Consider the following 23,532-nt stretch of genomic DNA (forward strand, 5'->3'; position numbering starts at 1 on the left):
ACCGAGGCGCTGGCTCAGGCAGATAGCTGCCTTTGCCTTCGACCTCGCGCGGCGCCACCTCATTGCGAGCGGCGGACCCGACGGCGCACAACCATATGCGTGCCGGATCGAATTGGCGCCTGGGGCTGCGGCATGGCTCCATTGACCGTGTCGGATAGCGCGGCGCGGCGCGACCTGAAGCTTTGCCCTCGCGGAAACGCCAATGACGTAACCAGATACTGCGCCGATCCGACGCACGGTCTGCAATGTTCAACTTCCACAGGACGCTACGCCGGCAGCGATCATGTTCGCGGTTGACGGGCCTGTTCGACGCGGGAGCGCGTTTCGGAGGGCGACCGAAGCCATTTATCGTCCGCATCGACGGACGGCATCGGCTGCGCGTGACGCAAGCAAAATTCTATACGAAAGCGCTTCTACAAATAATGATTTATGTCAAAAGAGGTTTCTATAGAATAAAATTACCACCGTTGATTCCAATGGCCAAATCTGCTTATCAAACGCCGCCGATAAGCCGAGCAAGACAAGAATCGTCGCCAAGGAAAAAGCGGTCCGATGAGCAATTTCTACGAGGAGCAGGTTCTCAGCGTTCATCACTGGACCGATACGCTGTTCAGCTTCACGACGACTCGCGACGCGGCATTCCGCTTCAAGAACGGCCAGTTCACGATGATCGGACTCAAGGTCGACGAGAAGCCGTTGCTGCGGGCCTACAGCGTCGCGAGCACCAACTATGACGAGTGCCTGGAATTCTTCTCGATCAAGGTGCCGAACGGGCCTCTGACGTCGCGACTCCAGAACCTCAAGGTCGGCGATCCTATCGTCGTCGGCAAGAAGGCGACGGGCACGCTCGTCCTCGACAATCTCCGTGACGGCAAGCGCCTTTTCCTGCTTGGCACCGGAACCGGCCTCGCACCCTTCCTCTCGCTGATCCGCGACCCCGAGACCTATGAGCGCTTTGAGAGCGTCGTGCTCGTGCATGGCTGCCGGCAGGTCGCGGAGCTGGCCTATGGCGAGCGGATTCAGAGCCAGTTGCCGCAGGACGAATTCCTCGGCGACATGATCCGCAAACAGCTCGTCTACTATCCAACGGTGACTCGCGAGCCGTTCCGCAATCGCGGACGCATCACCGATTTGCTGACCTCCGGCCAGCTCTTTTCAGATATCGGGCAGCCGGGCTTCGATCCACGCAATGATCGCTTCATGCTCTGCGGCTCGCCGCAATTATTGGCCGATCTGAAGTCGATCTTCACGGCGCATGGCCTGCACGAGGGCAATCACGGGGAGCCGGGCGACTACGTGATCGAAAAGGCTTTTGTCGAGAAGTAGCAGCCATGATCCGGCACATCGTATTTTTCAGCGCCAAGGCTCCGGAGAATATCGAGGCGATTCGCAAAGGCCTGTCGATCCTGACAGGCATCCCTCATGCTCTCAGGCTCGAGATTGCCGAGAATCGGAAGTCGGATCCGCTGAGTTCCGAAGTCGACATCGTCGTTTACGGCGAATTCGCGGATCACGCTGCCCTCGCGGCGTACAAGGCCCACGAGCTCTATGCCGAAGCGATAAGACGGGTGCGGCCCCTGCGTGAGCTGAGGCTTGCCGCGGACTACGTGATCGCCGAGGCGACGACGGAACCGGCGGTCGCCCGCTGAAACGCCGGCCGCGGCGCCCCTTCAAGCTGCGGGTGCCGACGGGGTCGCTGGTCCGATGGTGGGGCCGGTTGCCCGTGACCGAAAGACTTCGATCGCCGTCGCGCGTCGCTACTGGCAGTGAAGGCGCATGCGGCCGCGCCGCAGCGGTGATCCGGCCCCTATGTTAGACGGGGTGGCATCGATTTCTGACGGAAGCGCGCCGCGCCTCCTATGCGGCTGTGCGGTTCAGCAAGCGGCGAAAATGATCCGCCTGCTGATAGAAGCGTTCAGCTTCAACGCGATCGCCTGTCGCTTCACGCTTTCGCGCGGAGCCCATGGCGCGCTCGAAATGCGCCCGAATATCCAAATCCGCCGCTCGCCCTGCCCGATTGCGTATATCGCCAGCAGGCAGCTTGCGGTGTTGGAGGTCCATGGCTTTCTCCTCAGCCCATGATCCGCGCGACGATTTTGCGCAATTCTTCGCGCGAGAGGCCACAAGGTTCGGGCATCCAGCTTGATGAAGCTTTCGGAGGCAATGGCTGCAAGGCCGTGACGGCAACGCGCAATTTCTTATGTTCGTATTGAGTCGTATTTTTCATATGTGTCCAGTGGCGCGCGGCTTGTCCGCGCAGCCTGTAAGGCTGCCGTGCAGAATGCAGGCAGCGTAAGCCGCGAAGCGGCGTTCGATTGTCGAAAGAGTGAAATATCGGGCAACGCGCCTGTCGCGGCGAGGCCAGCCGAATAGCTCGGTCGATAAAACCTTTTAGTGAACCATTGTGGCCGTTTGAAGTTGCCGCAGCTACGTCAGGGGAAATAATTCGCAGGCCTGACAGCTGCACCATGCCGGCACGAACCATGCAGGTTCTTCCCGATGGCAGTCATCGCGCCATCGATCGCCTCGAAAGGGCCGCGCAACACGTCAACCATCCGGGGAAGCTCGTCGACGGTCAGGACGATCCAGAACTGGTCATGAGGATCACGAACGATCGAGCAGACCGAGCGCTCCAGCAGGTCGGTGACGCCCCATCGATTGGATAGATTCGGGCGAACTGTCGTATCCATAACCACCTCCTGCTTCACGATCAGGGAGAAGTCGGTTTCGTCCGTGCGTTACGCTTTGGCTTCGGTTGCATTGCAGCTTCGCCAGCTGCCTTGGCGTCGGCGGCCTCCTTGGCGAGCCGCTGTGCTCGCAATCTCGCCGTTCGCTCGCGAATGGCGATCTGTTCCTTGCGCAACGCGTCAAGAGCGGTTTCAGCCTCGGCGCGACGTTGCGCTGCCAGCGTCGCCCTGCTCTGGGCTCGTAGTCGGGCCTCTTCCGGCGAAATCCTGTTATCCGACATCCGCTAACTCCTTCCTGCCCGCGCGATGCCAAAAGCGCGAGCGTCATTCCCGCGCCGCGCGTTCCTGCAGTGATCGAACGGTTTCGAGCGGGGCGTTCCGGGGCCGCTCGACGCCGACCCTCGACAGTTCAGCCCGTCGCGGGGCATGGCGCACACGCCCCTCTCGGCGGCTCGGCCGGGCGATGCGCTCACGTTCGGCCGCTGGGAGACGCTCCGTATCGGCGAGCCCGGCCGTCTTCTCCACCTGCCGCTCGGCCCAGCGCCGGACCGAGAGCGTATCATCGCCGTTGGGGCGTGTCTTGAAGCGCTCCAACCGCGCCTGTTTGGCAGTGGTCGGGCTGGTCCGGCGATCGGCGACATTCTGCAGATCGAAGCCCAAGCCACAAACCTCGCCTATTATGCCAGCGCAGGCCGCGCCGGACGAGCGGGCCGCTCCACGCGCTTCGGAGCCGGCAGCAATCCTTCACGCTGGGCCTGCTTGCGAGCAGCCTTGCGAGCGCGGCGAATGGCTTCCGCCTTCTCGCGGGTGCGCCGTTCAGACGGCTTCTCGTAGGAGCGGCGCGCCTTCATTTCGCGGAACACGCCTTCGCGTTGCATCTTCTTCTTGAGAACACGGAGCGCCTGATCGACATTGTTGTCGCGGACAAGAACCTGCATTCGAACTTCCCTTCTGGTGAAAACAAAAAAGGGCCGGGTTGATCCCGACCCTCCGTGGCCATCCGTCGCTCAATCGTACGGCGCCGGTACATCCGCGGTCGCCGCATATCTCGATTGCCGCGCCAGACGGCATCTCAGCTCACTCGGCCTGCAGGTTATCCGCAGAGACCTTCCCGGAGCGCTTGTCCTGCACCAGCTCATAGGAGACCTTCTGGCCTTCCCGGAGCGTGCGCAGCCCTGCCCGCTCGACGGCGCTGATATGGACGAAGGCATCCTGCCCGCCATCTTCCGGCTGAATGAAGCCAAAGCCCTTATCGGTGTTGAACCATTTGACTGTGCCGCTGGCCATGCTGACCTCCTGTAAAAGCGACCGCTCACACGCTGCGGAATGCAACGCATGTCTCGATTTGAGCAGGAAGTTCGTCAGCAAAGCGCGATGGTGCGCGGGGCCAATTCGTTCGGCCTAGATCGATTCCCCTAAGATGGTGTTTGGCGAGCGCATTGTCAAATGAGTGCCGATTCGCATCAGTATTCTCGGAACATTATCGGGTGACTGCCCGCTCGGTCGAAAACGAGCCGGCCTCGTGGCGAGAGCGGGGTCGATCCGGACTGCCACTCGCCATCGGAGCCTCCCTGGGCTGGCCGCCTGTGGAGCGGCGGGCACGCCCAGCCCGCACCCTCGAGCAGCAATGAGGCCGAACTGGGTTTGGCCGAACGCCTGCGTTCACCAATGTCAGCCTGGGCAGCTTTGGTCTTCACCAAATGCCAGGGATCAGCCGCCACCGAACCCGCGCAGCGTAGTTCGCATAGCCTGCGAGCTCTGCCTGAAGAACTCGATCCTCCGTGATGGTGCGATAGAGCAGAAACGGCAGGCTGAAAATGGCGACGAGCGCGGCTGCGAGCCACGACCCGAGTGCTGGTCCGCTTGCCAGCAGAATCAGAATTCCGGCGGCATATCCGGGATGGCGGACGAAGGCGTAAGGGCCGGTGGTGACCACGTGGTGACCACGGTCGGTCTGGATGCGAACGACCGAGGAGAAGAAGCGGTTCACGCGCATTGCCCAAAGCGCCAGGGCGTAACCGCCCGCGACCGCGCTCAGGCAAACCGCCTGCAGCCAGCCAGGCACGTCGTCGCTCCAATGGAATCGACCGCGATCGAGCCCGGCAACGACCCAGTGCACGAACAGAACCAGTGAAAAGGCCCGCAGTGCGAACGGCGGCTTGCTGCCGCCAGGCCGCATGCGTTCGCGCAGGAGGTCCGGATCGAGCGCCGCGAATGAAGCGATCACGACGACGGCAATGATTGCCAGATACGCCCAAAAGCCCGGAACGGCGACCGTACCGGCGGCGGCAAACAATGCGATGGCCGCAGCGACCACGAACAAGACGGCCTGGAGATACGCCGAGATTGGCATCCCCAATCATACCATGTCAGAGGAGACGAAATACCGCTGCGCATGATCCGCCCGTCACCGCGGCCCTACCGGCGCATAGGCCAACGCCCGCGTTTCGCGCACTCCTTCAGCCGAAGGAAGGCACGTCGCGGACCGACCGTTCAAGCCACGTCGTGACAATGGCTCGCACGCTGCTCGACATAGCTGCGGCGTGTCTCGGCCGTGTTCGGAAGGCCGGCCTCCGCGAGCCACGCCAGAAACTCGGCTGGCCGAACGGTAACGATTTCCAGCGCCCGGCCTCTTGCGAGCCACGCATTCATGACGGCGACGGCATTCCGATGCCAGGTCTCGTAATCCGAAGGCATCTCGTCACGATCGTGAGCGAGCTCCCAAAGCTGCTGGAAATCCTCCGGCTCGTACCAAGGCATGGCCACGGTGTACGCCTCGATTGTCGGTTACATGGGCTCGCCAGTCGCTGATTACGGGGCTGCAAGCGAGCGCGCGAAATTCTGCGCATCCAGCCCTCTCCCAAATCTACGGCAGAAACCTGCGGAAATCAACAAAAATCAAATATATTCAACAGCTTAATGACAGATAGCGGCGCTTGTTTAGCAACAATGTCAGGTCCGCTCTCTTGAAACAAAATCGCTTCATGGGCATTCTACCTATAATGAGGCAAGAGCGGCAAATGAGTAAGTCTGATGTCGGAGAGCACCGCGAAGGGCAATGATCTCGCGCGAGGCGAGCGCTTGCAGATCATGGTCGATAGCGAGGAACTCGCAGCCCTCGAGGATTTTCGGTTCAATAACCGAATGCCGAGTCGCGCAGCCGCTGTCCGCGAGCTGCTTCGTCGCGGCCTGGCCGCGACGGGGTATCGGCTGGATGAAAAGCGAGGGTCCTCGAGCGAATATGGGGTGACCCGTGGCTATGATGTGAATGGCGCTGACGAAGGCGCCGGCTGACGCTCCTCTCGGCGACATGAGCTGGTCGATCGCCGCCATTCTCAGAAGCTGTCGCCAGCCCCCCTCGTGCGGCGACGGCTAACCACCCGGCCCGAGGAGCGGGAAGCCGGTGATCGATGTCACAAAGACCCCCGGCCATAGCGAAAATCGACGCGTGGCCGCGAAAGGCGCATCGGCGTGACTTTTGTCGCCGGAGGCGCCTGACACCGAACATCCGATAGCTGCGCCGCTCAGGAAAGGCCAACCGCGTTCCTTGCGGTGTTTGCATCCATTCTTGCGCGTCGGGGGAACTGGGGACTGGGCTGGACGGCCCTTTTCGGGCCCTTTCCGTCAGCGGCTGTCAGCGCGACGCGGCGATCAACTTCGACACTTAGACGAACGACAGCCGCCTCGCCGTGGTGTCGCTTGATGTGCGTTGGCCCGCCCTGTCACGCCGAGCGCTTCTTGCGGTCATCCTTGCGCTTGTCCTGCTCGACTGCCGCCTTAGTGGACCGTGCGATCGTCGCTATTGCCAAAGGTGGCTTGCCGGACCGCTCGGATATCGCGCGATCCTGCTCCATAATCGTCGTTCGCGCGGGCTCGTCGCCGTCCAGGCCACCGAGCAAGGATGTGGGCACGCGCCGGTTGGAGGTTCTCGATCCGTCTTCGTAAACGACATCGAACATCGTGAACTCGGTGTCGAGAGCTTTGGATTTTGTACGTTTAGACATTTTCGCCTTCTTGGCCCGCAGCTTGCCGAATGCTCACAGGCCCCTGGAATCCGCCCGCTGCCACTGGAAGTGGTAAGATGCGCGAGCACAGGGCATGCGCCAGGAGATCAACGGACAGCGAGCCTTATTTTTGCGCTGTGACGCAAATGGCCGGGCAGCGGCCGATTGTCCAGTCACCCGATTGAAATTCAATCGATTAGCGGCAGAGAGCGGCGGATCATGCGGGAAATAGTTCGAACTTTCCTGACGCTTCCCATCCGCATTTTTCAGGCTCCGGCTGACGGGAATGAGCAACTGAACCAGTTCATTTTCGCGTTTCCGGCGGTCGCCGTAATCCCTGCTAAGGCCGAAAGACTCTTCAGATTCAAGTTTCGGCATCACTGCCCGGGCCTCAGCACCCCCTCGATTTCAGGCCGAGGGGGGCATCGCGACCCAACGGACGGGTTCGGACCACCGGGGCTCACGTCCATGGGTCAGCTCGGCCTTGTAGAGTCCGTTGATCGCCTCGGCGACAGCGTTGTCATAGCCGTCGCCGACGCACCGCAGATTGCTTCACGCGACCTGTGGCAGGAGCTTGTCTACCGATGCCTTGGCGTCGCCGTAGAACATCCTTGTGTTCTCCTTGTAGAAGAGCGGGTTCTCGATTCCGGAATAGCCGGTGCCCTGGCCGCGCTTGGAGACGAAGACCTGCTTCGCCTTCCAGACCTCGAGGACGGGCATCCCGGCGATCGGCGAGTTCGGGTCCTCCTGCGCGGCGGGATTGACGATGTCGTTGGAGCCGATGACGATCGCGACGTCCGTGTTCGGGAAGTCCTCGTTGATCTCGTCCATTTCCAGCACGATGTCGTAGGGCACCTTCGCCTCGGCCAGCAGCACGTTCATATGGCCGGGCAGGCGACCGGCGACCGGGTGGATCGCGAAGCGCACCTCCTTGCCGGCGGCGCGCAGCTTGCGCGTCAGTTCCGAGACCGATTGCTGGGCCTGCGCCACCGCCATGCCGTAGCCGGGCACGATGATGACGCTGTCGGCTTCGTTCAGCGCGGCCGCGACGCCTTCCACGTCGATCGCGATCTGCTCGCCCTCGATCGCCTCGGCCGGGCCGGTGGTGTTGCCGAAGCCGCCGAGGATGACCGAGACGAAGGAGCGGTTCATCGCCTTGCACATGATGTAGCTGAGGATCGCACCGGACGAGCCGACCAGCGCACCGACGACGATCAAGAGGTCGTTGCCGAGCGTGAAGCCGATCGCCGCGGCCGCCCAGCCCGAATAGCTGTTCAGCATGGACACCACGACCGGCATGTCCGCGCCGCCGATGCCCATGATCAGGTGGTAGCCGATGAAGAAGGCGAGCAGCGTCATCAGGATCAGCGTCCAGATGCCGGCACCCTGCACGTAGAGGATCAGCATCAGCAGCGAGAGAGCCGCTGCGCCGGCGTTCAGCAGATGGCCGCCGGGCAGCTTCTTCGCCTTGCCGTCGACCTTGCCGGCGAGCTTGCCGAAGGCGACGACCGAGCCGGTGAAGGTGACCGCGCCGATGAAGACGCCGAGGAAGACCTCGACCTTCAGAATACTGATCTCGACCCCTGTCTTGTGCGCCAGCACGGCGGCGAAGCCGGTCAGCGCCTCGCGGGCGGCGGGTTCCAGCGCCTGCACATAGCCGAGCTCGATATGCGCGTTGAAGCCGATCAGCACGGCGGCGAGGCCGACGAAGGAGTGCAGCGCCGCCACCAGTTGCGGCATCTCGGTCATCTGCACCTTCATCGCCACCTGCCAGCCGATGGCCGAGGCGATGGCGAACATGACGATGACGAGCCAGAGCTTGCCGCTGCCCGGCCCGAAGACCGTGGCGACCATGGCCAGCGCCATGCCGGCGATGCCGTACCAGACCGCGCGCTTGGCGCTTTCCTGGTTCGACAGGCCGCCGAGCGACAAAATGAACAGGATGGCGGCGGAGATATAGGCCGCGGAAACGATACCGATGCTCATGTCCGAGCCCCCCTCAGGACTTCTGGAACATGGCGAGCATCCGGCGCGTGACCAGGAAGCCGCCTACGACATTGATGGACGCGATCAGGACCGAGATCATCGCCAGGATGGTGACGAGCCAGCCCGAGGAGCCGATCTGCAGGAGCGCGCCCAGCACGATGATGCCGGAGATCGCGTTGGTGACCGCCATCAGCGGCGTGTGCAGCGAGTGCGACACGTTCCAGATCACCTGGAAGCCGACGAAGCAGGCGAGCGCGAAGACGATGAAATGGCTCATGAAGCTCGCCGGCGCATAGGCGCCGACGATCAGCATCACGACCGTGCCGATGCCGAGCAGCATGAGCTGCGAACGGGTCTGCGCCTTGAAGGCGGCGGCCTCCTGCGCCCGCTTTTCCGCCGGCGTCAGCTCCTTGGCCTTCTCCTTCGGCTTCTGGGCGGCGATGGCGGCGATCTTCGGCGGCGGCGGCGGGAAGGTGATGGCGCCCTGGAAGGCGACCGTCGCCCCGCGGATGACGTCGTCTTCCATGTTGTGGGCGAGCTTGCCGTCCTTGCCCGGCGTCAGATCCGTCATCATGTGGCGGATGTTGGTGGCGTAGAGCGTCGAGGACTGCGCCGCCATCCGGCTCGGGAAGTCGGTATAGCCGACGATCGTGACGCCGTTCGGCGTGACGATCTTCTGGTCGGCCTTGGTCAGCTCGCAATTGCCGCCGCGCTCGGCAGCGAGGTCGATGATGACCGAGCCCGGCTTCATCGCCTCGACCATATCAGCGGTCCAGAGCACCGGCGCGTCGCGGCCGGGGATCAGCGCCGTGGTGATGACGATGTCGATCTCGGGGGCGAGCTCGCGGAACTTCTTGAGCTGCGCCTCCCTGAACTCGGGGCTCGACGGCGCGGCATAGCCGCCGCTCGAGGCGCCGTCCTGCTGCGCACCCTTGAAGTCGAGGAAGACGAACTGCGCGCCCATCGACTCGATCTGCTCGGAGACCTCCGGCCGCACGTCGAAGGCGTAGGTGATGGCGCCGAGCGAGGTCGCCGTGCCGATCGCGGCGAGGCCAGCGACGCCAGCGCCCACGACCAGCACCTTGGCCGGCGGCACCTTGCCGGCGGCCGTGATCTGGCCGGTGAAGAAGCGGCCGAAATTATTGCCGGCCTCGATCACGGCGCGGTAGCCGGCGATGTTCGCCATCGAGGACAGGGCGTCCATCTTCTGGGCGCGCGAGATGCGCGGCACCATGTCCATGGCGATGACGTCGGCGCCCGTGCCCTTGCAGAGCTCCAGAAGCTCCTTGTTCTGCGCGGGGTAGAAGAACGAGATCAAGGTCTTGCCGGCCTTCAGGCGCTCCGCTTCCGCCGCCTCGGGCGGCCGCACTTTGGCGATCACGTCGGCCGCGTCCCAGAGCGCGGCGGCGGTCTCGACCACGCTCACGCCGGCAGCGCGATAGGCCTCGTCCGTGAATCCGGCAGCGACACCCGCCCCGGTCTCGATCAGGCAGTCATAGCCGAGTTTCTGGAGCTGCAGCGCGCTCTCGGGCGTCATTGCAACCCGCGCTTCGCCAGCCACAACTTCCTTCGGTGATCCGATCCTCACGGTGCCCCCCACTGGTAAATTGGCGTTGTGATGGATGAACGCCCCATCACAGCCAAACGATTTTTGGTCGCATTCCACCTCCGGCAGATACAGGCGCCGGACCGTGACGGGAACCGCTGCCTTTCACCTGCCAATTCGTCAAGTCGCTGAAGGGTTCGTAGCTGGCTGCAGATTCGCGAGCGTCCGCAAGACTCCGTCCAGCATCGTCCCGTCCTCGTCGGCGAGCGCAGCGCGAACCAAGCGGTTCAGCCAGCCGGCCGCGTCCGGCAGGCTGGTCAACATCGGCACAGCCGCGAGGACGCGATCGAATTTCGATAGACCCCTCGCGTGAGTATCCGAATAACCCTTCACCAAGCGCCTGCTGGCGAGCACTTCGACGGCGAGGTCATAATCCCCGATCAAGAGCTCCTCGGCGCGCTCCAGCCACTCGCGGATGTGCTCCATTTCGCGCTGATGGCGCAGGAGGCTGCGGCGAACCGGGCGCAAGGCCGATATCCCATAGAGCAGCAGGAACCAGGAGACCGTGCCGGTGCGTACGCGCCGTCCACGATCGGTTAGGCGGCCAAGACGGCGCAGCAGGCCGGGTCGCTTTTCCAGGCTGCGGCCGAGGGCAGCGGGCAAGGAGCCCACCACCTCCTCGATGCGCGGATGCATGAACTCGGTCATGTAGAGGATCTGGTCGGGCTTGCGCCCGGTCTCGCGGTCGATCCGGGCGAACCGAGCGGGGCGGGTCTTCAGATCGGCAACCCGGATGACATCGTCATAGCTCATCGCGGCGGCGAGATACTTGGCCGCCGCCGCCGCGAACGCATAGGCCTTTTCAGCGCCACCGGCCGCACGGTCCCGTTCCAGCAATCGCGACAGTTCCGCCAGATATTCGGCTCCATACGCCGTATCCTGGTAATCGACGCAGCGCCTCAAGCCGGCGAAGAGGATCGGGTGCAACTGCTCGGGAAACCCGTCATGGAGCCGGCCGAGCAGTGCATCAAGCTTCGGGGCTCCGACGCTGCGTGGAGGTGGCAGCAGAGTTTTTCCGACAGGTTGCGGCAATTCGATCGATCGTACTGCCGCCCGCTCGGCTGCCGCCGCGAAGGCGCGCAGGCTGGGCTCGACGCCCTTCCCCCCGGCGCGTATCGCCTCCTCGAAGGCGCTGCGCGGAAAGGGGAGTGCAGCCGCGCCCGCCAGCGCGCCGAACAGAGCCGCTGAAATCACGCTGCCATTGCGCTCCGCCAGCGCCTGCATGTCGAACATAACGGAGCGCTGCGCCGCGATGGCGACCGCGGCCGTCACCGTAGCGGGGTCGGCGATTCCGCCGCCCGGCTTCTCCTTTTCCGCCACCGCGAAGGAGCGATGGGTCGAGGCGATCAAGGTGGTCCGCTCCGGCGTGACGAAGCCACGTAGAAGCGAGCGGCCCGCTTCCATGAACTCGGCCGCCATCACCACATCGACATCGCCCGGCGTCGGTGTCAGCGACAGCACCGGCAGGCGCCCCGCGCGCGCCGGCAGCATTTCTATGTAGTAGATCGTCGCGCCGGTCCGCTGGGCGACGCCGGGAACCGAGGTGGATTGCGCGACCCAGCCTTGCCGCTCGGCCAGGTCGACGATCCAGTCGCAGAGCACGCCGCCGCCCTGGCCGCCCATGGCGAGGATCGCGATCGAAATCGGCCGTTCATGCCGCTCGCCGGCTGCGGCGGGGGGAGCGATGTCGGTCATGGCGTTCAACCGAAAACGATGCGGCGGCGATCGCGCCGGCGCTGCAGGAAGCCGATCACAGCGCTCCGAACCCGGGAGAGCAGCCGGTCGCGCAAGGACGGGTTATGGATGATCTCGGCGCGGTAGAAGGAGGGGCAAAGCACCGCGGCCTCGGCTACCTCGCCGCAATTGCCGCAGCCGACGCAGCTATTGTCGATCGACGCCACGGGATCGTCCCTCAGCGGATCGTCCGTTTCCTTGACCGAGAGCGAAGGACAGCCGGACAGGCGGATGCAGGCGTGATCGCCGGTGCAGACATCCTCATCGACCCCGAAGCGCTCCTTGACCATGCGCCGGCCGTCCTTCACCGCGCGATTGAACAGCGGCTTTTCGCGGCGCTGGCGGTTCAACATGCATTCCGAGGAGGCGACGATGACCTTCGGCCCCGGTTCGGTCGAGGTGAGCGCCGCCTTCAAGGTGTCTCGCATCCGGCCGACATCGTAGGTGCGCTCGATCTGGCGCACCCAGCCCGCGCCGATACCCTTCACCGCCTGGACGATGGAATGCTTGGTTGAGCGCGTGTCGTTCGTCGCACGCGACGACAGGATGTCCTGCCCGCCGGTCGCCGCAGAATAGAAGTTGTCGACGATCAGGATGACCTGATCCTGCTTGTTGAACACCGCATTGCCGACGCTCGATGTCAGGCCGTTGTGCCAGAAGCCGCCATCGCCGAGCACCGAGATCGGCTTCTTCCCGGCCGGCACGTTGAAGGCGGAGGCAGAAGCGCCCGCGAGCCCGTATCCCATGGTCGTGCCGCCGAGATTGAACGGCGGCAGGATCGAGAACAGATGGCACCCGATATCGGACGAGATGTGGTGCGGACCGAGCTCCTTCTCGACGAGTTTCATCGCCGCGAAGATCGGTCGCTCCGGGCAGCCGATGCAGAAGCCGGCGGGGCGCGGTGGCACGACCGTTGCCAGTTCCTTGACCTCGGGGGTCATGAGGACCGCATCGGCATTGGGCGGTGGCGCCCGGTTGCCCAGGAGCGGACGGGCATGGGCGGCCAGAAAAGTGTCGATCCCCTTGGTCAGCACGGCCGCCGTATAGTCGCCGCCGAGCGGCAGCACGTCCTTGCCGGCAAGCGTCGCGGATAGCCCGTGCTGGCGCAGCACCATCCCGACGGCTTGTTCCAGATAGGCGGGATGACCTTCCTCGACCATGAGCACGGCACGCTTGCCGGCGCAGAACGCCGCGACTTCGCCGTCAACCAGCGGATAGGTCACGTTCAGCACGTAGAGCGGCACGCTGGTTTCGCCATAGGCGTCGGCGAGGCCGAGATATTGCAGGGCGCGGATCACGGAATTGTACATGCCGCCCTGCAGGATAATGCCGACATCCCCTTGGGCCGATCCGAAGAACTCGTTCAGCCGATGCGTGCGAATATACTCGACGGCGGCGGGCCAGCGCTGCTGCAGCTTCTGCCGGTCCTGGAGCATCGAGGCCGGCGGCAGCACGACGCGGTCGACATCGCGCAGCGGTCGCTCGAGGGCTTCCCGGAGCGTGAAGGCCGGCGCCTTGTTCGCCTTGGCGACGAAATGACCATGGACATGGCAGGCCCTGATCCGCACCTGCAGCATGACCGGCGTATGCGAGGCCTCGGACAGGGCGAAGCCGTCTTCCACGGATTTGACGATGGATTCGAGATTGGGGCGCGGATCCAGCAGCCAGATCTGCGATTTCATCGCAAAGGCGTGGCTGCGCTCCTGCGGGATGGAGGAGCCCTCGCCATAATCCTCGCCGAGAATGATCAGCGCGCCGCCATTGACGCCGCTGGAGGCGAGATTGGTCAGCGCGTCGCTGGCGACATTGGTGCCCGCCGTCGATTTCCACGTCACCGCGCCGCGCAGCGGGTACATCACCGATGCCGAGAGCGTCGCTGCCGCGGCCGCCTCCGAGGCGGACGACTCGAAATGAACGCCGAGCTCGTCGAGAACGTCCTTGGCGTCCGCCAACACATCCATCAGATGCGAGATCGGCGAACCCTGATAGCCGGCGACGTAGGCCACGCCGGATTGCAGCAAGGCCTTGGTCAGCGCGAGGATACCTTCGCCGCGGAAGATTTCTCCTTCCGTCAGGCGCAGATCCTGCACTTCCTTCGCGAAGGACCGTTCGGCCATGGCGCACCCCTCATCGCGCGACTGAAATTTATATGCACATTCATCTAATAAGCATCGCCGGCTGTCAATTGGCCCATTTGCAAGCAAAGAAAGACCTAACTTCGGCGTTCGCAATCAAAACACGGAGGAGATCTCCGGCGAGCAAGCTGCCCGCCAAGGCGCTGTATCCGCCATTGTCGCGCGATTTGTCGAATTTATTTGCATTATCATATTTATCGGCGACAATCGCCCGGTGGCCTGCATGCTGTCGGCCGCGAGACAGAAAAAAGGGGATGCTGACATGAACGCTTCGGCGCTGATCTCGGGCGTCGCCACGGCCATCGCGTCGGGCGCCATATCTGTGGTGGATCTCACCGCGCCGCTCGGGCCGGACACGCCGGTGCTCTATCTGCCGCCCCAGTTCGGCAAGAACACGCCGCGTTTCAAGATGCACGAGATCTCGGCCTATGACGGCAACGGTCCCTGGTGGGCCTGGGGCTGGATGGAGCTGGGCGAGCATACCGGCACACATTTCGACGCGCCCAGTCACTGGATCTCCGGCAAGGACCGGCCAGACAACACGACCGACAAGCTGCCGCCGCGCGATTTCGTGGCCCCCGCCGTGGTGATCGATTGCAGCCGCGCCGTTGCGGAAGATCCCGACTTCCTGCTGACGGCCGCAGGCGTGCGGGCCTGGGAAGCCGAGCATGGCGAGATCGAGCCCGGTTCCTGGGTGCTGATGCGCTCGGATTGGCACCACCGCAACACGAATGCCCAGGCGTTCCTCAATGCGGACGAAAACGGCCCGCATTCGCCCGGTCCGAGCGTCGACTGCATCGAATATCTCCTGTCGCGGGGTGCGATCGGCTTCGGCAGCGAATGCGTGGGCACCGATGCTGGTGGTGCCGCCGCTTTCGAGCCGCCCTTCCCGGCGCATGCGCTAATGCTTGGCCAGGGCAAATACGGGCTCGCCAGCCTCTGTCATCTCGACAAGCTGCCGCCGAAGGGCGCGCTCCTGCTGGTAGCGCCTTTGAAGATCGTCGGCGGATCAGGTAGCCCGGTGCGCGTTCTGGCGCTGACCCCGGCGGGCTGAGTGCCGGGGTTGCCTGCGCCGGAAACTCCGGTACCTATGCCGTCAAGCTTGAGCATGCGGACCCGATTTCTTGGCCAGTGACGTCAAACGCAAGAACGCTTCGCGGCCCGCTACCCGGCGGGCCGTCCCGGGCGACGCGACCCGGCACCGTCCTCCGACCATCGGGGAATTCGGGTTGGAGAATTTCGCGCCCTATCTGATCAATCGCACCGCGATGCTGTGGAATGCGCGCATGCTCCAGGCCGTCCGCGGGTTCGGCCTCACGACCACGAAGATGCGCGCGCTCGCGGTCCTGAGCATCTACCCCTCGCTGACGGTCAACGAACTCGCCCAGCATGCCGCGACCGAGCAATCGACCATGAGTCGCACGCTCGACGCGCTGGAGAGGCAGGGCTTCGTCAGCCGCCAGATTCATGAACAGGACGGGCGCGTGCGCAGCATCGCCATTACCGCCGCCGGAGCTGCCTTCTTCCAGCAGTTCTGGCCGACGATGCTGGCCATGCATGCGGACCTGATGGACGGTGTCGACGAGACGGAGTTCGCGGCCTTTGCCGCGACCCTGCACAAGCTCCTCGCCAACCTCGCCCGCTGACAATCAGCCGGGGCGCCAGCGAATCTGTTGCCCGATACCCAAGGCCTGCGCCTTGCGAAGGGCGCAAACGGCCGCCGCCATGTCCTCGATGGCCATGCCGAGGGATTTGAAGGCCGTCAGCGCTTCGGGGCCGGACCGGCCCGCCCGGGAACCGACCAGAACCTCGCCGATCTCGGCGCGGACGTGATCCTCGCCGATCACCCCTTCTCGCATCGGCAGCAGCAATTCCCCACACTCGACCATCGCCTGCGCCCGCGAATCCACAAAGAACTCCGCTGACGAGACGATGTCCGAGCCGAGCTCACGCGCCTGGGGCGAACTCGCGCCGACGGCGTTGACGTGGCAACCGGCCTTGAGCCAATCGAGCCGCAGCAGGGGCTCGCGGGCGCCCGTGACCGTGCAGATGATGTCCGCTTCGACGACGGCACTTTCGATGCTCGAGGCCAGGCGGCACCCGGTTTCCTCGGCCAGTTTCTCGGCCTGCTGGGGAGAGCGGGCGCAGATGACGATCTCGGCCTGCGGCAGGACGAAGCGCAGGGCTTCGATATGGGAACGAGCCTGCGTTCCGCTTCCGAGGATCGCGATCCTCAGAGCGTCCGGGCGTGCCAGGGCCAGCGTCGCGACCGCGCTGGTGGCCGCCGTCCGCAAGGCCGTGACAGCGGTCGCGTCGACGAGCGCCAGCGGTTCGCCCGTCGTTCCGTCATGAAGCAGGATGGCGCCCTGATGACTGTCGAGGCCGCGTGCGCGGTTGCCCGACGCGACCAGCACGTCCTTCAGGCACCAGATCGGCGCGTCACCGCCCTGAAACGCCGGCATCAGCCCCATCAGCGGCCCGTCCGTCCCCGGCTTGAGCTGGAAGCGCGGAAACTGCTCGCAGTCTCCGCGCGCGAAGGTTTGCAGCGCCTCGCGCACCGCCTCGATGCAATCCTCCATCGTGAGCGCGGCGCGAACGTCCATTCCATCGAGGATCAGCACCGTCAGAGCCCCGCCTGCTTGTCCTGCCAGCGCGCCTGAGCGATCGCGAAGGACGGCGCGGCCACGGCGAGCGTGCGGAAGGGAATCCCGCCCGGATGCGCCAAACCGATCGGCAGATCCTGGAGCCGGGCGCCTCCCGCGGCTGCGGCCATGACCTCGCCGAGCATGGCGGTCAGTGCGATACCGCGCCCATTGCAGCCGATGCCGCCGAGGAAACCCGGACCAAATTCGTAGAGATGCGGCAGGAAATCGGTCGTCATCGCTGCGGTGCCGCGCCAGACGAAAGCGGCCTCGGGCCTTTCCGGCAGGGCGAGCTCACGCTGGAGGCGCGCGACGATCATGCGCGCCATGCGCTCTTCGGCCCGGACCGGCAGCATCGCCATGCCGCCGCTGATCAGGCGATTATCCCGGTCGAGCCGGTAAGTCAGCAGGTTCGCACGCGTATCGGCCACGGGATTCCGGCGGGGCGAAATCCTGCGGACGGTCGCCTCGTCGAGCGGCTGCGTAGCAACCTGATAGACCGTGAGCGGCACGGTCGACCGGCCGAGACGGCGCGCCGCGCCCTGCTCGAAGGCGTTGGTGCAGAGCAGGACCTGTCCGACTTGAACCTTGCGCTCGCCGCAGACGAGGCGCCAACCGCTTCCCGAACGCTCGACGCTGTCCACTGGACAGCCCTCATGGATTTGCCCCCCGGCGGCGATCGCCGCGCCAGCGAGGCCATAGGCATAATTCAGGGGATGGAGCATGCCGCCGCTCGCGTCGAACAGGGCTCCGGCGCAATGCTGCAGGCCGGAACGGCTGCGCGCTCTCGCCTCGTCCAGCATGACGACCGGCCTGCCGAGATCCTGCCAGGCTTCGGCTCGGCGCGAGAGCACCTCCGCCATCGCCGGCGAATGGGCGACTTGCATCCAGCCGACCTGTTCGGCGTCGCAAGCTATGTCATGGTCTCGGATCGTCGCGAAAACCCGTTCGGCTCCGGCGCCGATCATGGCGAGGAGGCGCTCTCCGCGCTCGCGTCCGAGCCGCGCGATGACGGCGGCCGGGTCGGCCTTGGCGAAGTTCGGGACAACGAATCCGGCGTTCAGGCCGCTGGCCCCCGAGCCGATTGCGTCGGCCTCCAGCACGACCACCCTGGCACCTGTCCGGCCAAGATGCAGCGCCGCGGTCAGGCCGGTAAAACCGGCACCGATGATAGCGATATCCGCAGTGATATCGGCCCGGAGCGGGCTCAACTGCGGTCGCGGTGCAGCCGTGCTCCACCAGACCGTCCTTCGGTATTGTGGCGTCCCCGGCTCGTATCGCCTCGCTGGCGTCATCGCGTCGTGAACTCCGGCAGATCGAAGGCGGCGACAGGGGGGACCTCCCCCGTCCAGGGTGCGATCTCGACGAGGCAGCTTTGCGCGCTGCAGCCCTGGGACAAGGTCGAGGCCGGCTCGTCAAGCGTCAGCACATTCGGGTTGCCGTGCCGGTCGAGACCCGTCGCGGGATCGGGGTCGTACCAGGCACCGGTAGACAGGCGCGCGACGCCCGGCATGATCTCGTCGCTCAGGATCGCCCCGGCCAGGCAGCGGCCGCGATCGTTGAAAAGCTCGACGATTTGCCCCTCGGCTATGCCGCGGGCACCAGCGTCGGCCGGGTTCAGATAGACGGGCTCGCGCCCGGCGATCTTGCCGGCGCGGCTATGGGGGCTCGCATCGAGCTGGCTGTGCAGCCGCCGCGCCGGCTGATCGGTTAGCAGATGCAAAGGAAAGCGCTGTGCCTTCTCGGCACCAAGCCACTCGGTGGGTTCCCGCCAAACGGCGTGGCCCGGACAATCGGGCAATGCGAAGCCGGCAACCCGCTGCGAGTGGATCTCGATGCGGCCGGACGGCGTTCCCAGCGGATTGCGCTCGGGATCGGCAACAAAGGCCGCGAGCATCGTCGCAGGGCGATCATGTGCCGTCAGATCGACGAGCCCCTTTCGCCAGAAGCTCTCGAAATCGGGCAGCGTGATGTTGCGCGCCTGGTTGATCTTGCGGCTTTCCTCATAGAGGCGACGCAGCCAACCCATCGTGTCGAGGCTTTCGGTGAAGGTTTCGGCGCAACCCAGCCGGGCGGAGAGCGCCGCGAAGATATCGTAATCGTCGCGGGCTTCGTTCTCGGGAGGCATGGCGCGCTTCATCGCCACAAGGAAGGCTTCCAGCGTCGCGGAGCCGATATCGTCACGCTCGAGTGTCGTCGTAGCGGGCAGGACAATGTCGGCGCGCTTGGCCGTCGCGGTCCAGTATTGCTCGTTGACCACGATCGTCTCCGGCTTTTGCCAGGCCCGCCTCAGGCGGTTGAGATCCTGATGGTGGTGGAAGGGATTGCCTCCCGCCCAGTAGATCAGGCGGATGTCGGGATAGGCGAAGGTCCCACCGTCATAGGTGAAGGGTTCGCCCGGCCCGAGCAGCATGTCGGCGATCCGTGCGACGGGAATGAAGTCGGGGATGCCGGGGCGTCCTTGCGAGAGTGTCGGCCCCTTCACCCTGGCATGTGCGCTGCCCACCAGATTGGCGGCGCCGTAGCCGAGGCCGAAGCCGCCGCCTGGGCGACCGATCTGCCCGAGCATGGCTGCCAGCGAGATCACCGCCCAGAACGGCTGCTCGCCATGGCTGGCGCGCTGCATCGACCAGGAGACATTGAGCATGGTACGCGACGCGGCCATGCGCCGCGCCAGCGCGCCGATCGTCGCGGCCGGCACGCCACTGATCGCCTGCGCCCATTCGGGAGTCTTGGCGATGCCGTCGGATACCCCGTTGAGATAGGCCGCAAAGGCGCTGAAGCCGACGCAATAGCGATCGAGGAAGTCGTGATCGACGAGGCCCTCCGAGAGCAGGACGAAGCCGAGCGCGAGCATCACGGCCGTGTCGGTATTCGGCCTGCACGGGAGCCATTCGGCTCCCGCGCGCGCTGCGCCGATATTGTCGCGGACGGGGCCGATATTGACGAATTGCACTCCGGCCTCCCGCATCATGGCGAGGCCCTGCGCCACGCCGTGGAGCCCGACGCCGCCGGCGTTCATCTGAGCGTTCTTCACCGGCACCCCGCCGAAGGTGACGAATAGCTCGGTATGCTCAGCCATCACCTCCCAGGAGGTGTGGCTCGCCATGAGCTCGTCCATGCTGGCGACGATGTGTGGCAGCACCACATTGGCGGCGCCGAGGCTGTAGGAATCGACGTGCCGGACATAGCCGCCGACTGCGTTGAGGAAGCGGTGCACCTGGCTCTGCGCATGGTGGAAACGCCCCGCGCTCGACCAGCCATAGGAACCGCCGAAGATCGCGCTGTTGCCGAAACGCTTGCAGACACGCTCGATTTCGCAGGCGACGAGGTCGAGCGCCTCGTCCCAGGGTACCTCGACGAAAGCATCCTGCCCGCGTCGCTCCGGTGACGCGCCAGGTCCATCGCGCAGCCAGCTTTCGCGGATCGCTGGCCGCCGCACCCGCAGGCGCTTCAACGCGGGATCGAGCTGGTGCAGGCCGATCGGGTTCGGGTCGGGATCGCGCCGGAACGGAGCGACGGCGGGATCGGTCCCGGTCCGCGGCTCGACCTCGTAGAGCCCCCAATGCGACAGCGTGTAGTTCGTCATGGCCTTCTCAGCCGGTCGGCCCGGGCCGCGAGCGCGGCCCGGGCCCGTCCGGAACCTAGCCCCCTATGTGTCAGCCATCGATCTGCTTGAACAGCTTCTGCATGTCTTCGGTCGAGAAGCTGCGGTCGATGACGAGATTGGAGCCGTCGACACGCCAGGCCAGGGCCGGACCGCTGACGTCGCCGTTAGCGTCGAACTCGACCGGGCCGGTCGCCCCGAGATATTTGATCGGCGCGCCCTTCGCGATCAGCGCGAGCGCCTTCTTGAACTCGGCAGGACCGGTCGAGACCGTTTCTCCCCCCGCCGCATGGCTCTTGCGGATCGCGTCGCGGATGGCGGTTCCCGAGAGGTCGGGGGCGATGTTCATCGCGAGGCCCAGCACCATCACGGCGTCGTAGATATTGTAGATGCCCGGGCCAGCCGCGCTCGCCTTGAACTCGGCCTCGAAGGCTTCCTTGAAGACGTTGACGGAAGGTCCAGCCGCCGAGGCATTGTCCGTGCCGAACGCCTTGGCGAGGTATTTCTCGCCGACCGCCTTGACGAAGTCCGGGCTGCGCAGGGCGTTGTTCAGGATCAGGTTCTGCGTGCCGCCGAGCGATATCCATTCGCGCGCGATCGTTGCGCCATCCTGCGGGAAGGCGACGAGGAACATCGCATCCGGCTTCTCGGCAAGCGCGGAGGCGACCTCGGCGCGGTAGGAGGCCTGGTTCTCGTTGAAGCCGACGGTCTTGACGACCTTGCCGCCGAACGCCTCGGTCGCGCGCGTGAAATCCTTGACCAGGCTCGTGCCATAGTCGGTGTTGACGTAGATCATCGCGATGCGCTTCCAGCCGCGCTCGGCCGCGATTTTCGCCGGCGGGTAGGCGAGGTTCTTCACGGTCGGAAAGGTTCGGAAGAAGAAGCCGCCGGTCTTCCCTTCCTGTGCCATCGTCGTGAGGATCGGTGCGGACGAGCAGCAGGCGATCTGCGGAATCTTGGACGGCGCCGCAACCGAGGTCAGGACGGGAATGGTGACGCCACTGGAGATCGCCGCGGTCAGCGCCGCGACCCGCTCGACCTCCACGAGGAACTTGGCGGCGTCGACGCCGACATTGGGCTGCCCCTGATCGTCCCGCAGCACGAGCTGCACCTGGCATCCCTTGACGCCGCCGCCGGCATTGATGTGCTGCACGGCGAGTTGAGCGCTGTTGGCGATGTTCTTGCCGACAGCTCCCATCGATCCTGTCAGCGACAGGACGCCGCCGATCTTGACCGGGCAGGACACGCTCTGAGCCAGAACCTGCGACGGCGCCAGCGCTGACCCGGCAGCACCCACCGCGCAGGCGAGCAGCAGGCTCCTGATTATGCTCGACATGGCTTTCCCCTCTTTTATGCCTTGGTCGAAACGGTTTCCCGACGGCCCTCCGGACGCGTCGGGCTGCCCGCGATGATCTCGCATCATTTGATCATAAGAGCACACAAACGCCATGCGGTAAAGCGCCCGCCACGCGCCCTCTGGAAGTGTGGTATCGGTCTGATATTTATGCGGTTTTATGTACAAGAGTCGCCGTTCGACTTTGGCTTTCATCTCTAATTCGAACGCCACGAAGCGAGCCTTCACGCGCTCGGGAGCCAAGCGACGGCTTGTCCCGGCTTGGCTAGCGTCCTATGCTACAAATCGAAGCATCGTTTGATCAAAAAGTGATCTGGAATGGCCATCGATTTCCTTGAGCCGGTCTCGTCGCGCTCGACGATCCAGGACGGAGTCTACAGGCAGCTGCGGCATGCGCTGATGTCCGGACATTTCGAACCCGGGCAGACGCTGACGATCGCCTTTCTGGCGGAGACGTTCCAGACGAGCCACATGCCGGTGCGCGAAGCGCTGCGCCGCCTGACCGCGGAGAATGCGCTCGTCGTGGTCGCCAATGGATCGGCCAAGGTGCCGACCGTCAGTCTTGCTGGCCTGAACGATCTGTGCCTGACGCGCATCGCGCTCGAAACGCTTGCAGCGAAGCTCGCCACCGAGCGCAGCACGGCCGAAGACCGCAAGCGCTTCGCCGCGCTGATGCTGGAGCATGAGGCGGCCACGGCCGAGCGCAACCTCGCCAAGATGCTCGGCCGGAACCAGGAATTCCACTTCGCCGTCTACGACAGCTGCGGCTCGCCCGTGGTGGTGCAGTTCATCCAGACGCTCTGGCTGCGCTTCGGCCCCTATATGCGCATGCTGTCGAACTATATCGAGCCTCTGCTCGTATCGGACAGCTACAGGCCGAGTTCCCATCACCGCGACCTCGTGGCGGCGATCGAGGCCGGCGATGCACGCGCCGCCGCCAAGGCGGTGAAGGGCGACATCGAGACGACACAGGATCTCCTGCGCCGGCTGTGTCGCGACGAAGTCGAGAATTCACCGCCGAAGCGCAGGAAAGGAAGCTGAGCCGCGATCGCGTCGCGGCTGGCCTCGATCAGGCAGCGTGACGCGACGTCGTGCTTCGTTCGCCGATCAGGCCGCGCGGGCGCAGCAGCAGCGTCAGCACGAGGATGAGGCCGATGACCAGGGACTGGAGCGCTCCGCCATAGGCCTGATATTGCGCGGGAACCAACTGGGCTGTCGCGGCGCCGATCAGGGTCCACAGCGCCCAGACCAGGATCGCCCCCAGGATCGCGCCCTTGTTGTTGCCGCTCCCGCCGATGATGAGCATCGTCCAGATCTGGAAGGTCAGGATCGGCATGAAGTCGGAGGGGCTGACGAAGCCGACGAAGCCGACATAGAGCGCGCCGCCGAGCCCCATCAGCATCGACCCCAGCACGAAGGCCTGGAGCCGGAACAGGCTGACATCCTTGCCGAGCGTCTGCGCGGCGATCTCGTCCTCGCGGATGGCCTTCAGCACGCGCCCCCAAGGCGACGCGACGATCCTCTGCAGGCCACCATAGACCAGCGCGACGATCGCCAGAACGAGCCCGAGATAGCAGAGATTGTTGACGATGGGCGAGCCGGACAGGCCGCGGGCGGGGTTGGGGATCGGGTCTGACGCAGTTCTGCTGACGCTTTGGGTCATTGCGCGCCGATCAGACGGGCTTGGAGAAGATCGATCTTGCCGCGGCCGTACATTTGGCGTTTGACGAGCTTGAGCCGGGTGATCTGGCCCTCGGTTTGACCGTTCGACCAGGCA

Annotated in this window: 26 protein-coding genes; 6 read left to right on the forward strand and 20 right to left on the reverse strand. The window is 64.7% G+C overall.

Annotation, left to right across the window (positions count from 1 at the left end; all coding sequences use genetic code 11):
• Positions 1 to 552: 552 nt before the first annotated feature.
• Together AC1DDA_RS18225 and AC1DDA_RS18230 are read left to right on the forward strand one after the other, a co-directional pair.
• On the forward strand, positions 553 to 1,326 hold the full coding sequence (locus AC1DDA_RS18225) for a ferredoxin--NADP reductase (RefSeq protein ID WP_476796794.1): 774 nt from the start codon (positions 553 to 555) through the stop codon (positions 1,324 to 1,326).
• A 5-nt stretch (positions 1,327 to 1,331) separates the two neighbouring features.
• Positions 1,332 to 1,649: a Dabb family protein gene (locus AC1DDA_RS18230; protein ID WP_476796795.1), complete on the forward strand. Its 318-nt coding sequence runs from the start codon at positions 1,332 to 1,334 to the stop codon at positions 1,647 to 1,649.
• A gap of 208 nt (positions 1,650 to 1,857) precedes the next feature.
• On the opposite strand, the gene AC1DDA_RS18235 is transcribed toward AC1DDA_RS18230, so the two are convergent.
• The 9 genes from AC1DDA_RS18235 to AC1DDA_RS18275 all read right to left on the reverse strand — a co-directional run bounded on the left by AC1DDA_RS18235 (position 1,858) and on the right by AC1DDA_RS18275 (position 5,453).
• The gene (locus tag AC1DDA_RS18235) at positions 1,858 to 2,061 is read right to left on the reverse strand and encodes a DUF4167 domain-containing protein (RefSeq protein ID WP_441510590.1); all 204 of its coding nucleotides are present in this window, start codon (positions 2,059 to 2,061) and stop codon (positions 1,858 to 1,860) included.
• A 10-nt stretch (positions 2,062 to 2,071) separates the two neighbouring features.
• Positions 2,072 to 2,485: a hypothetical protein gene (locus tag AC1DDA_RS18240; RefSeq protein ID WP_476796796.1), complete on the reverse strand. Its 414-nt coding sequence runs from the start codon at positions 2,483 to 2,485 to the stop codon at positions 2,072 to 2,074.
• Positions 2,433 to 2,708, reverse strand: a complete 276-nt coding sequence (locus tag AC1DDA_RS18245; RefSeq protein ID WP_476796797.1) for a hypothetical protein — start codon at positions 2,706 to 2,708, stop codon at positions 2,433 to 2,435. Before AC1DDA_RS18245 ends, AC1DDA_RS18240 begins: the two co-directional genes overlap by 53 nt.
• Before the next feature lie 2 nt (positions 2,709 to 2,710).
• Positions 2,711 to 2,968, reverse strand: coding sequence for a hypothetical protein (locus tag AC1DDA_RS18250; protein WP_476796798.1), 258 nt, complete (start codon positions 2,966 to 2,968; stop codon positions 2,711 to 2,713).
• Between the two features lie 43 nt (positions 2,969 to 3,011).
• Positions 3,012 to 3,347, reverse strand: a complete 336-nt coding sequence (locus AC1DDA_RS18255; RefSeq protein ID WP_476796799.1) for a DUF6481 family protein — start codon at positions 3,345 to 3,347, stop codon at positions 3,012 to 3,014.
• 17 nt (positions 3,348 to 3,364) lie between these two features.
• Complete coding sequence (gene rpsU, locus AC1DDA_RS18260; RefSeq protein ID WP_441510593.1) at positions 3,365 to 3,625, reverse strand: 30S ribosomal protein S21; 261 nt, start codon at positions 3,623 to 3,625, stop codon at positions 3,365 to 3,367.
• Positions 3,626 to 3,764: 139 nt separating this feature from the next.
• Complete coding sequence (locus AC1DDA_RS18265) at positions 3,765 to 3,974, reverse strand: cold-shock protein (protein WP_441468576.1); 210 nt, start codon at positions 3,972 to 3,974, stop codon at positions 3,765 to 3,767.
• Positions 3,975 to 4,380: 406 nt separating this feature from the next.
• Positions 4,381 to 5,040 (reverse strand): methyltransferase family protein, encoded by a 660-nt coding sequence (locus AC1DDA_RS18270; protein WP_476796800.1) that lies wholly within the window; start codon positions 5,038 to 5,040, stop codon positions 4,381 to 4,383.
• Between the two features lie 140 nt (positions 5,041 to 5,180).
• Positions 5,181 to 5,453, reverse strand: a complete 273-nt coding sequence (locus AC1DDA_RS18275; RefSeq protein ID WP_476796801.1) for a hypothetical protein — start codon at positions 5,451 to 5,453, stop codon at positions 5,181 to 5,183.
• A 324-nt stretch (positions 5,454 to 5,777) separates the two neighbouring features.
• Between AC1DDA_RS18275 and AC1DDA_RS18280 the strand changes: the two genes are divergently transcribed.
• Complete coding sequence (locus AC1DDA_RS18280; protein ID WP_476796826.1) at positions 5,778 to 5,981, forward strand: hypothetical protein; 204 nt, start codon at positions 5,778 to 5,780, stop codon at positions 5,979 to 5,981.
• Positions 5,982 to 6,409: 428 nt separating this feature from the next.
• Here the strand turns inward: AC1DDA_RS18280 and AC1DDA_RS18285 are convergent, their stop codons facing one another.
• The 6 genes from AC1DDA_RS18285 to AC1DDA_RS18310 all read right to left on the reverse strand — a co-directional run bounded on the left by AC1DDA_RS18285 (position 6,410) and on the right by AC1DDA_RS18310 (position 14,134).
• On the reverse strand, positions 6,410 to 6,691 hold the full coding sequence (locus AC1DDA_RS18285; RefSeq protein ID WP_441510596.1) for a hypothetical protein: 282 nt from the start codon (positions 6,689 to 6,691) through the stop codon (positions 6,410 to 6,412).
• A 33-nt stretch (positions 6,692 to 6,724) separates the two neighbouring features.
• Positions 6,725 to 7,069 carry a hypothetical protein gene (locus AC1DDA_RS18290; RefSeq protein WP_476796802.1) on the reverse strand — a complete coding sequence of 115 codons (345 nt, stop codon included), beginning with the start codon at positions 7,067 to 7,069 and terminating at the stop codon, positions 6,725 to 6,727.
• Between the two features lie 174 nt (positions 7,070 to 7,243).
• The gene (locus AC1DDA_RS18295; protein WP_476796803.1) at positions 7,244 to 8,677 is read right to left on the reverse strand and encodes an NAD(P)(+) transhydrogenase (Re/Si-specific) subunit beta; all 1,434 of its coding nucleotides are present in this window, start codon (positions 8,675 to 8,677) and stop codon (positions 7,244 to 7,246) included.
• Between the two features lie 13 nt (positions 8,678 to 8,690).
• Positions 8,691 to 10,265, reverse strand: coding sequence for a Re/Si-specific NAD(P)(+) transhydrogenase subunit alpha (locus AC1DDA_RS18300; protein ID WP_476796804.1), 1,575 nt, complete (start codon positions 10,263 to 10,265; stop codon positions 8,691 to 8,693).
• 138 nt (positions 10,266 to 10,403) lie between these two features.
• Positions 10,404 to 11,978 (reverse strand): indolepyruvate oxidoreductase subunit beta family protein, encoded by a 1,575-nt coding sequence (locus AC1DDA_RS18305; RefSeq protein WP_441510654.1) that lies wholly within the window; start codon positions 11,976 to 11,978, stop codon positions 10,404 to 10,406.
• 5 nt (positions 11,979 to 11,983) lie between these two features.
• Positions 11,984 to 14,134, reverse strand: coding sequence for a thiamine pyrophosphate-dependent enzyme (locus AC1DDA_RS18310; RefSeq protein WP_476796805.1), 2,151 nt, complete (start codon positions 14,132 to 14,134; stop codon positions 11,984 to 11,986).
• A gap of 280 nt (positions 14,135 to 14,414) precedes the next feature.
• Here AC1DDA_RS18310 and AC1DDA_RS18315 point away from each other — a divergent pair, with 280 nt between their 5' ends.
• Both AC1DDA_RS18315 and AC1DDA_RS18320 read left to right on the forward strand, forming a co-directional pair.
• On the forward strand, positions 14,415 to 15,206 hold the full coding sequence (locus AC1DDA_RS18315) for a cyclase family protein (RefSeq protein WP_476796806.1): 792 nt from the start codon (positions 14,415 to 14,417) through the stop codon (positions 15,204 to 15,206).
• 175 nt (positions 15,207 to 15,381) lie between these two features.
• Positions 15,382 to 15,798 carry a MarR family winged helix-turn-helix transcriptional regulator gene (locus AC1DDA_RS18320; RefSeq protein ID WP_476796807.1) on the forward strand — a complete coding sequence of 139 codons (417 nt, stop codon included), beginning with the start codon at positions 15,382 to 15,384 and terminating at the stop codon, positions 15,796 to 15,798.
• A 3-nt stretch (positions 15,799 to 15,801) separates the two neighbouring features.
• Here AC1DDA_RS18320 and AC1DDA_RS18325 read toward each other — a convergent pair whose 3' ends face one another.
• The 4 genes from AC1DDA_RS18325 to AC1DDA_RS18340 all read right to left on the reverse strand — a co-directional run bounded on the left by AC1DDA_RS18325 (position 15,802) and on the right by AC1DDA_RS18340 (position 21,737).
• Positions 15,802 to 16,773, reverse strand: coding sequence for an ornithine cyclodeaminase family protein (locus tag AC1DDA_RS18325; RefSeq protein ID WP_476796808.1), 972 nt, complete (start codon positions 16,771 to 16,773; stop codon positions 15,802 to 15,804).
• 2 nt (positions 16,774 to 16,775) lie between these two features.
• A complete protein-coding gene (locus AC1DDA_RS18330; RefSeq protein WP_476796809.1) occupies positions 16,776 to 18,005 on the reverse strand; it encodes an NAD(P)/FAD-dependent oxidoreductase in 1,230 nt (409 codons plus the stop codon).
• Positions 18,006 to 18,085: 80 nt separating this feature from the next.
• On the reverse strand, positions 18,086 to 20,383 hold the full coding sequence (locus AC1DDA_RS18335) for a molybdopterin guanine dinucleotide-containing S/N-oxide reductase (RefSeq protein ID WP_476796810.1): 2,298 nt from the start codon (positions 20,381 to 20,383) through the stop codon (positions 18,086 to 18,088).
• A gap of 70 nt (positions 20,384 to 20,453) precedes the next feature.
• Complete coding sequence (locus tag AC1DDA_RS18340; RefSeq protein WP_476796811.1) at positions 20,454 to 21,737, reverse strand: ABC transporter substrate-binding protein; 1,284 nt, start codon at positions 21,735 to 21,737, stop codon at positions 20,454 to 20,456.
• A gap of 336 nt (positions 21,738 to 22,073) precedes the next feature.
• Here AC1DDA_RS18340 and AC1DDA_RS18345 point away from each other — a divergent pair, with 336 nt between their 5' ends.
• Positions 22,074 to 22,796, forward strand: a complete 723-nt coding sequence (locus tag AC1DDA_RS18345) for a GntR family transcriptional regulator (protein ID WP_476796812.1) — start codon at positions 22,074 to 22,076, stop codon at positions 22,794 to 22,796.
• A 28-nt stretch (positions 22,797 to 22,824) separates the two neighbouring features.
• On the opposite strand, the gene AC1DDA_RS18350 is transcribed toward AC1DDA_RS18345, so the two are convergent.
• Positions 22,825 to 23,418, reverse strand: coding sequence for a branched-chain amino acid ABC transporter permease (locus tag AC1DDA_RS18350; RefSeq protein ID WP_476796813.1), 594 nt, complete (start codon positions 23,416 to 23,418; stop codon positions 22,825 to 22,827).
• Positions 23,419 to 23,532: the final 114 nt, after the last annotated feature.

The sequence above is a fragment of the Allobosea sp. 10N428 genome (assembly GCF_056394545.1).

Bases quoted from the DNA above. Each gene is read 5' to 3' on its own strand.
- AC1DDA_RS18225 (WP_476796794.1), top strand. From the start codon at position 553: ATGAGCAATTTCTACGAGGAGCAGGTTCTCAGCGTTCATCACTGGACC.
- AC1DDA_RS18230 (WP_476796795.1), top strand. From the start codon at position 1,332: ATGATCCGGCACATCGTATTTTTCAGCGCCAAGGCTCCGGAGAATATC.
- AC1DDA_RS18235 (WP_441510590.1), bottom strand. From the start codon at position 2,061: ATGGACCTCCAACACCGCAAGCTGCCTGCTGGCGATATACGCAATCGG.
- AC1DDA_RS18240 (WP_476796796.1), bottom strand. From the start codon at position 2,485: ATGGTTCGTGCCGGCATGGTGCAGCTGTCAGGCCTGCGAATTATTTCC.
- AC1DDA_RS18250 (WP_476796798.1), bottom strand. From the start codon at position 2,968: ATGTCGGATAACAGGATTTCGCCGGAAGAGGCCCGACTACGAGCCCAG.
- rpsU (WP_441510593.1), bottom strand. From the start codon at position 3,625: ATGCAGGTTCTTGTCCGCGACAACAATGTCGATCAGGCGCTCCGTGTT.
- AC1DDA_RS18265 (WP_441468576.1), bottom strand. From the start codon at position 3,974: ATGGCCAGCGGCACAGTCAAATGGTTCAACACCGATAAGGGCTTTGGC.
- AC1DDA_RS18270 (WP_476796800.1), bottom strand. From the start codon at position 5,040: ATGCCAATCTCGGCGTATCTCCAGGCCGTCTTGTTCGTGGTCGCTGCG.
- AC1DDA_RS18280 (WP_476796826.1), top strand. From the start codon at position 5,778: ATGGTCGATAGCGAGGAACTCGCAGCCCTCGAGGATTTTCGGTTCAAT.
- AC1DDA_RS18285 (WP_441510596.1), bottom strand. From the start codon at position 6,691: ATGTCTAAACGTACAAAATCCAAAGCTCTCGACACCGAGTTCACGATG.
- AC1DDA_RS18290 (WP_476796802.1), bottom strand. From the start codon at position 7,069: ATGCCGAAACTTGAATCTGAAGAGTCTTTCGGCCTTAGCAGGGATTAC.
- AC1DDA_RS18295 (WP_476796803.1), bottom strand. From the start codon at position 8,677: ATGAGCATCGGTATCGTTTCCGCGGCCTATATCTCCGCCGCCATCCTG.
- AC1DDA_RS18305 (WP_441510654.1), bottom strand. From the start codon at position 11,978: ATGACCGACATCGCTCCCCCCGCCGCAGCCGGCGAGCGGCATGAACGG.
- AC1DDA_RS18310 (WP_476796805.1), bottom strand. From the start codon at position 14,134: ATGGCCGAACGGTCCTTCGCGAAGGAAGTGCAGGATCTGCGCCTGACG.
- AC1DDA_RS18315 (WP_476796806.1), top strand. From the start codon at position 14,415: ATGAACGCTTCGGCGCTGATCTCGGGCGTCGCCACGGCCATCGCGTCG.
- AC1DDA_RS18335 (WP_476796810.1), bottom strand. From the start codon at position 20,383: ATGACGAACTACACGCTGTCGCATTGGGGGCTCTACGAGGTCGAGCCG.
- AC1DDA_RS18340 (WP_476796811.1), bottom strand. From the start codon at position 21,737: ATGTCGAGCATAATCAGGAGCCTGCTGCTCGCCTGCGCGGTGGGTGCT.
- AC1DDA_RS18345 (WP_476796812.1), top strand. From the start codon at position 22,074: ATGGCCATCGATTTCCTTGAGCCGGTCTCGTCGCGCTCGACGATCCAG.
- AC1DDA_RS18350 (WP_476796813.1), bottom strand. From the start codon at position 23,418: ATGACCCAAAGCGTCAGCAGAACTGCGTCAGACCCGATCCCCAACCCC.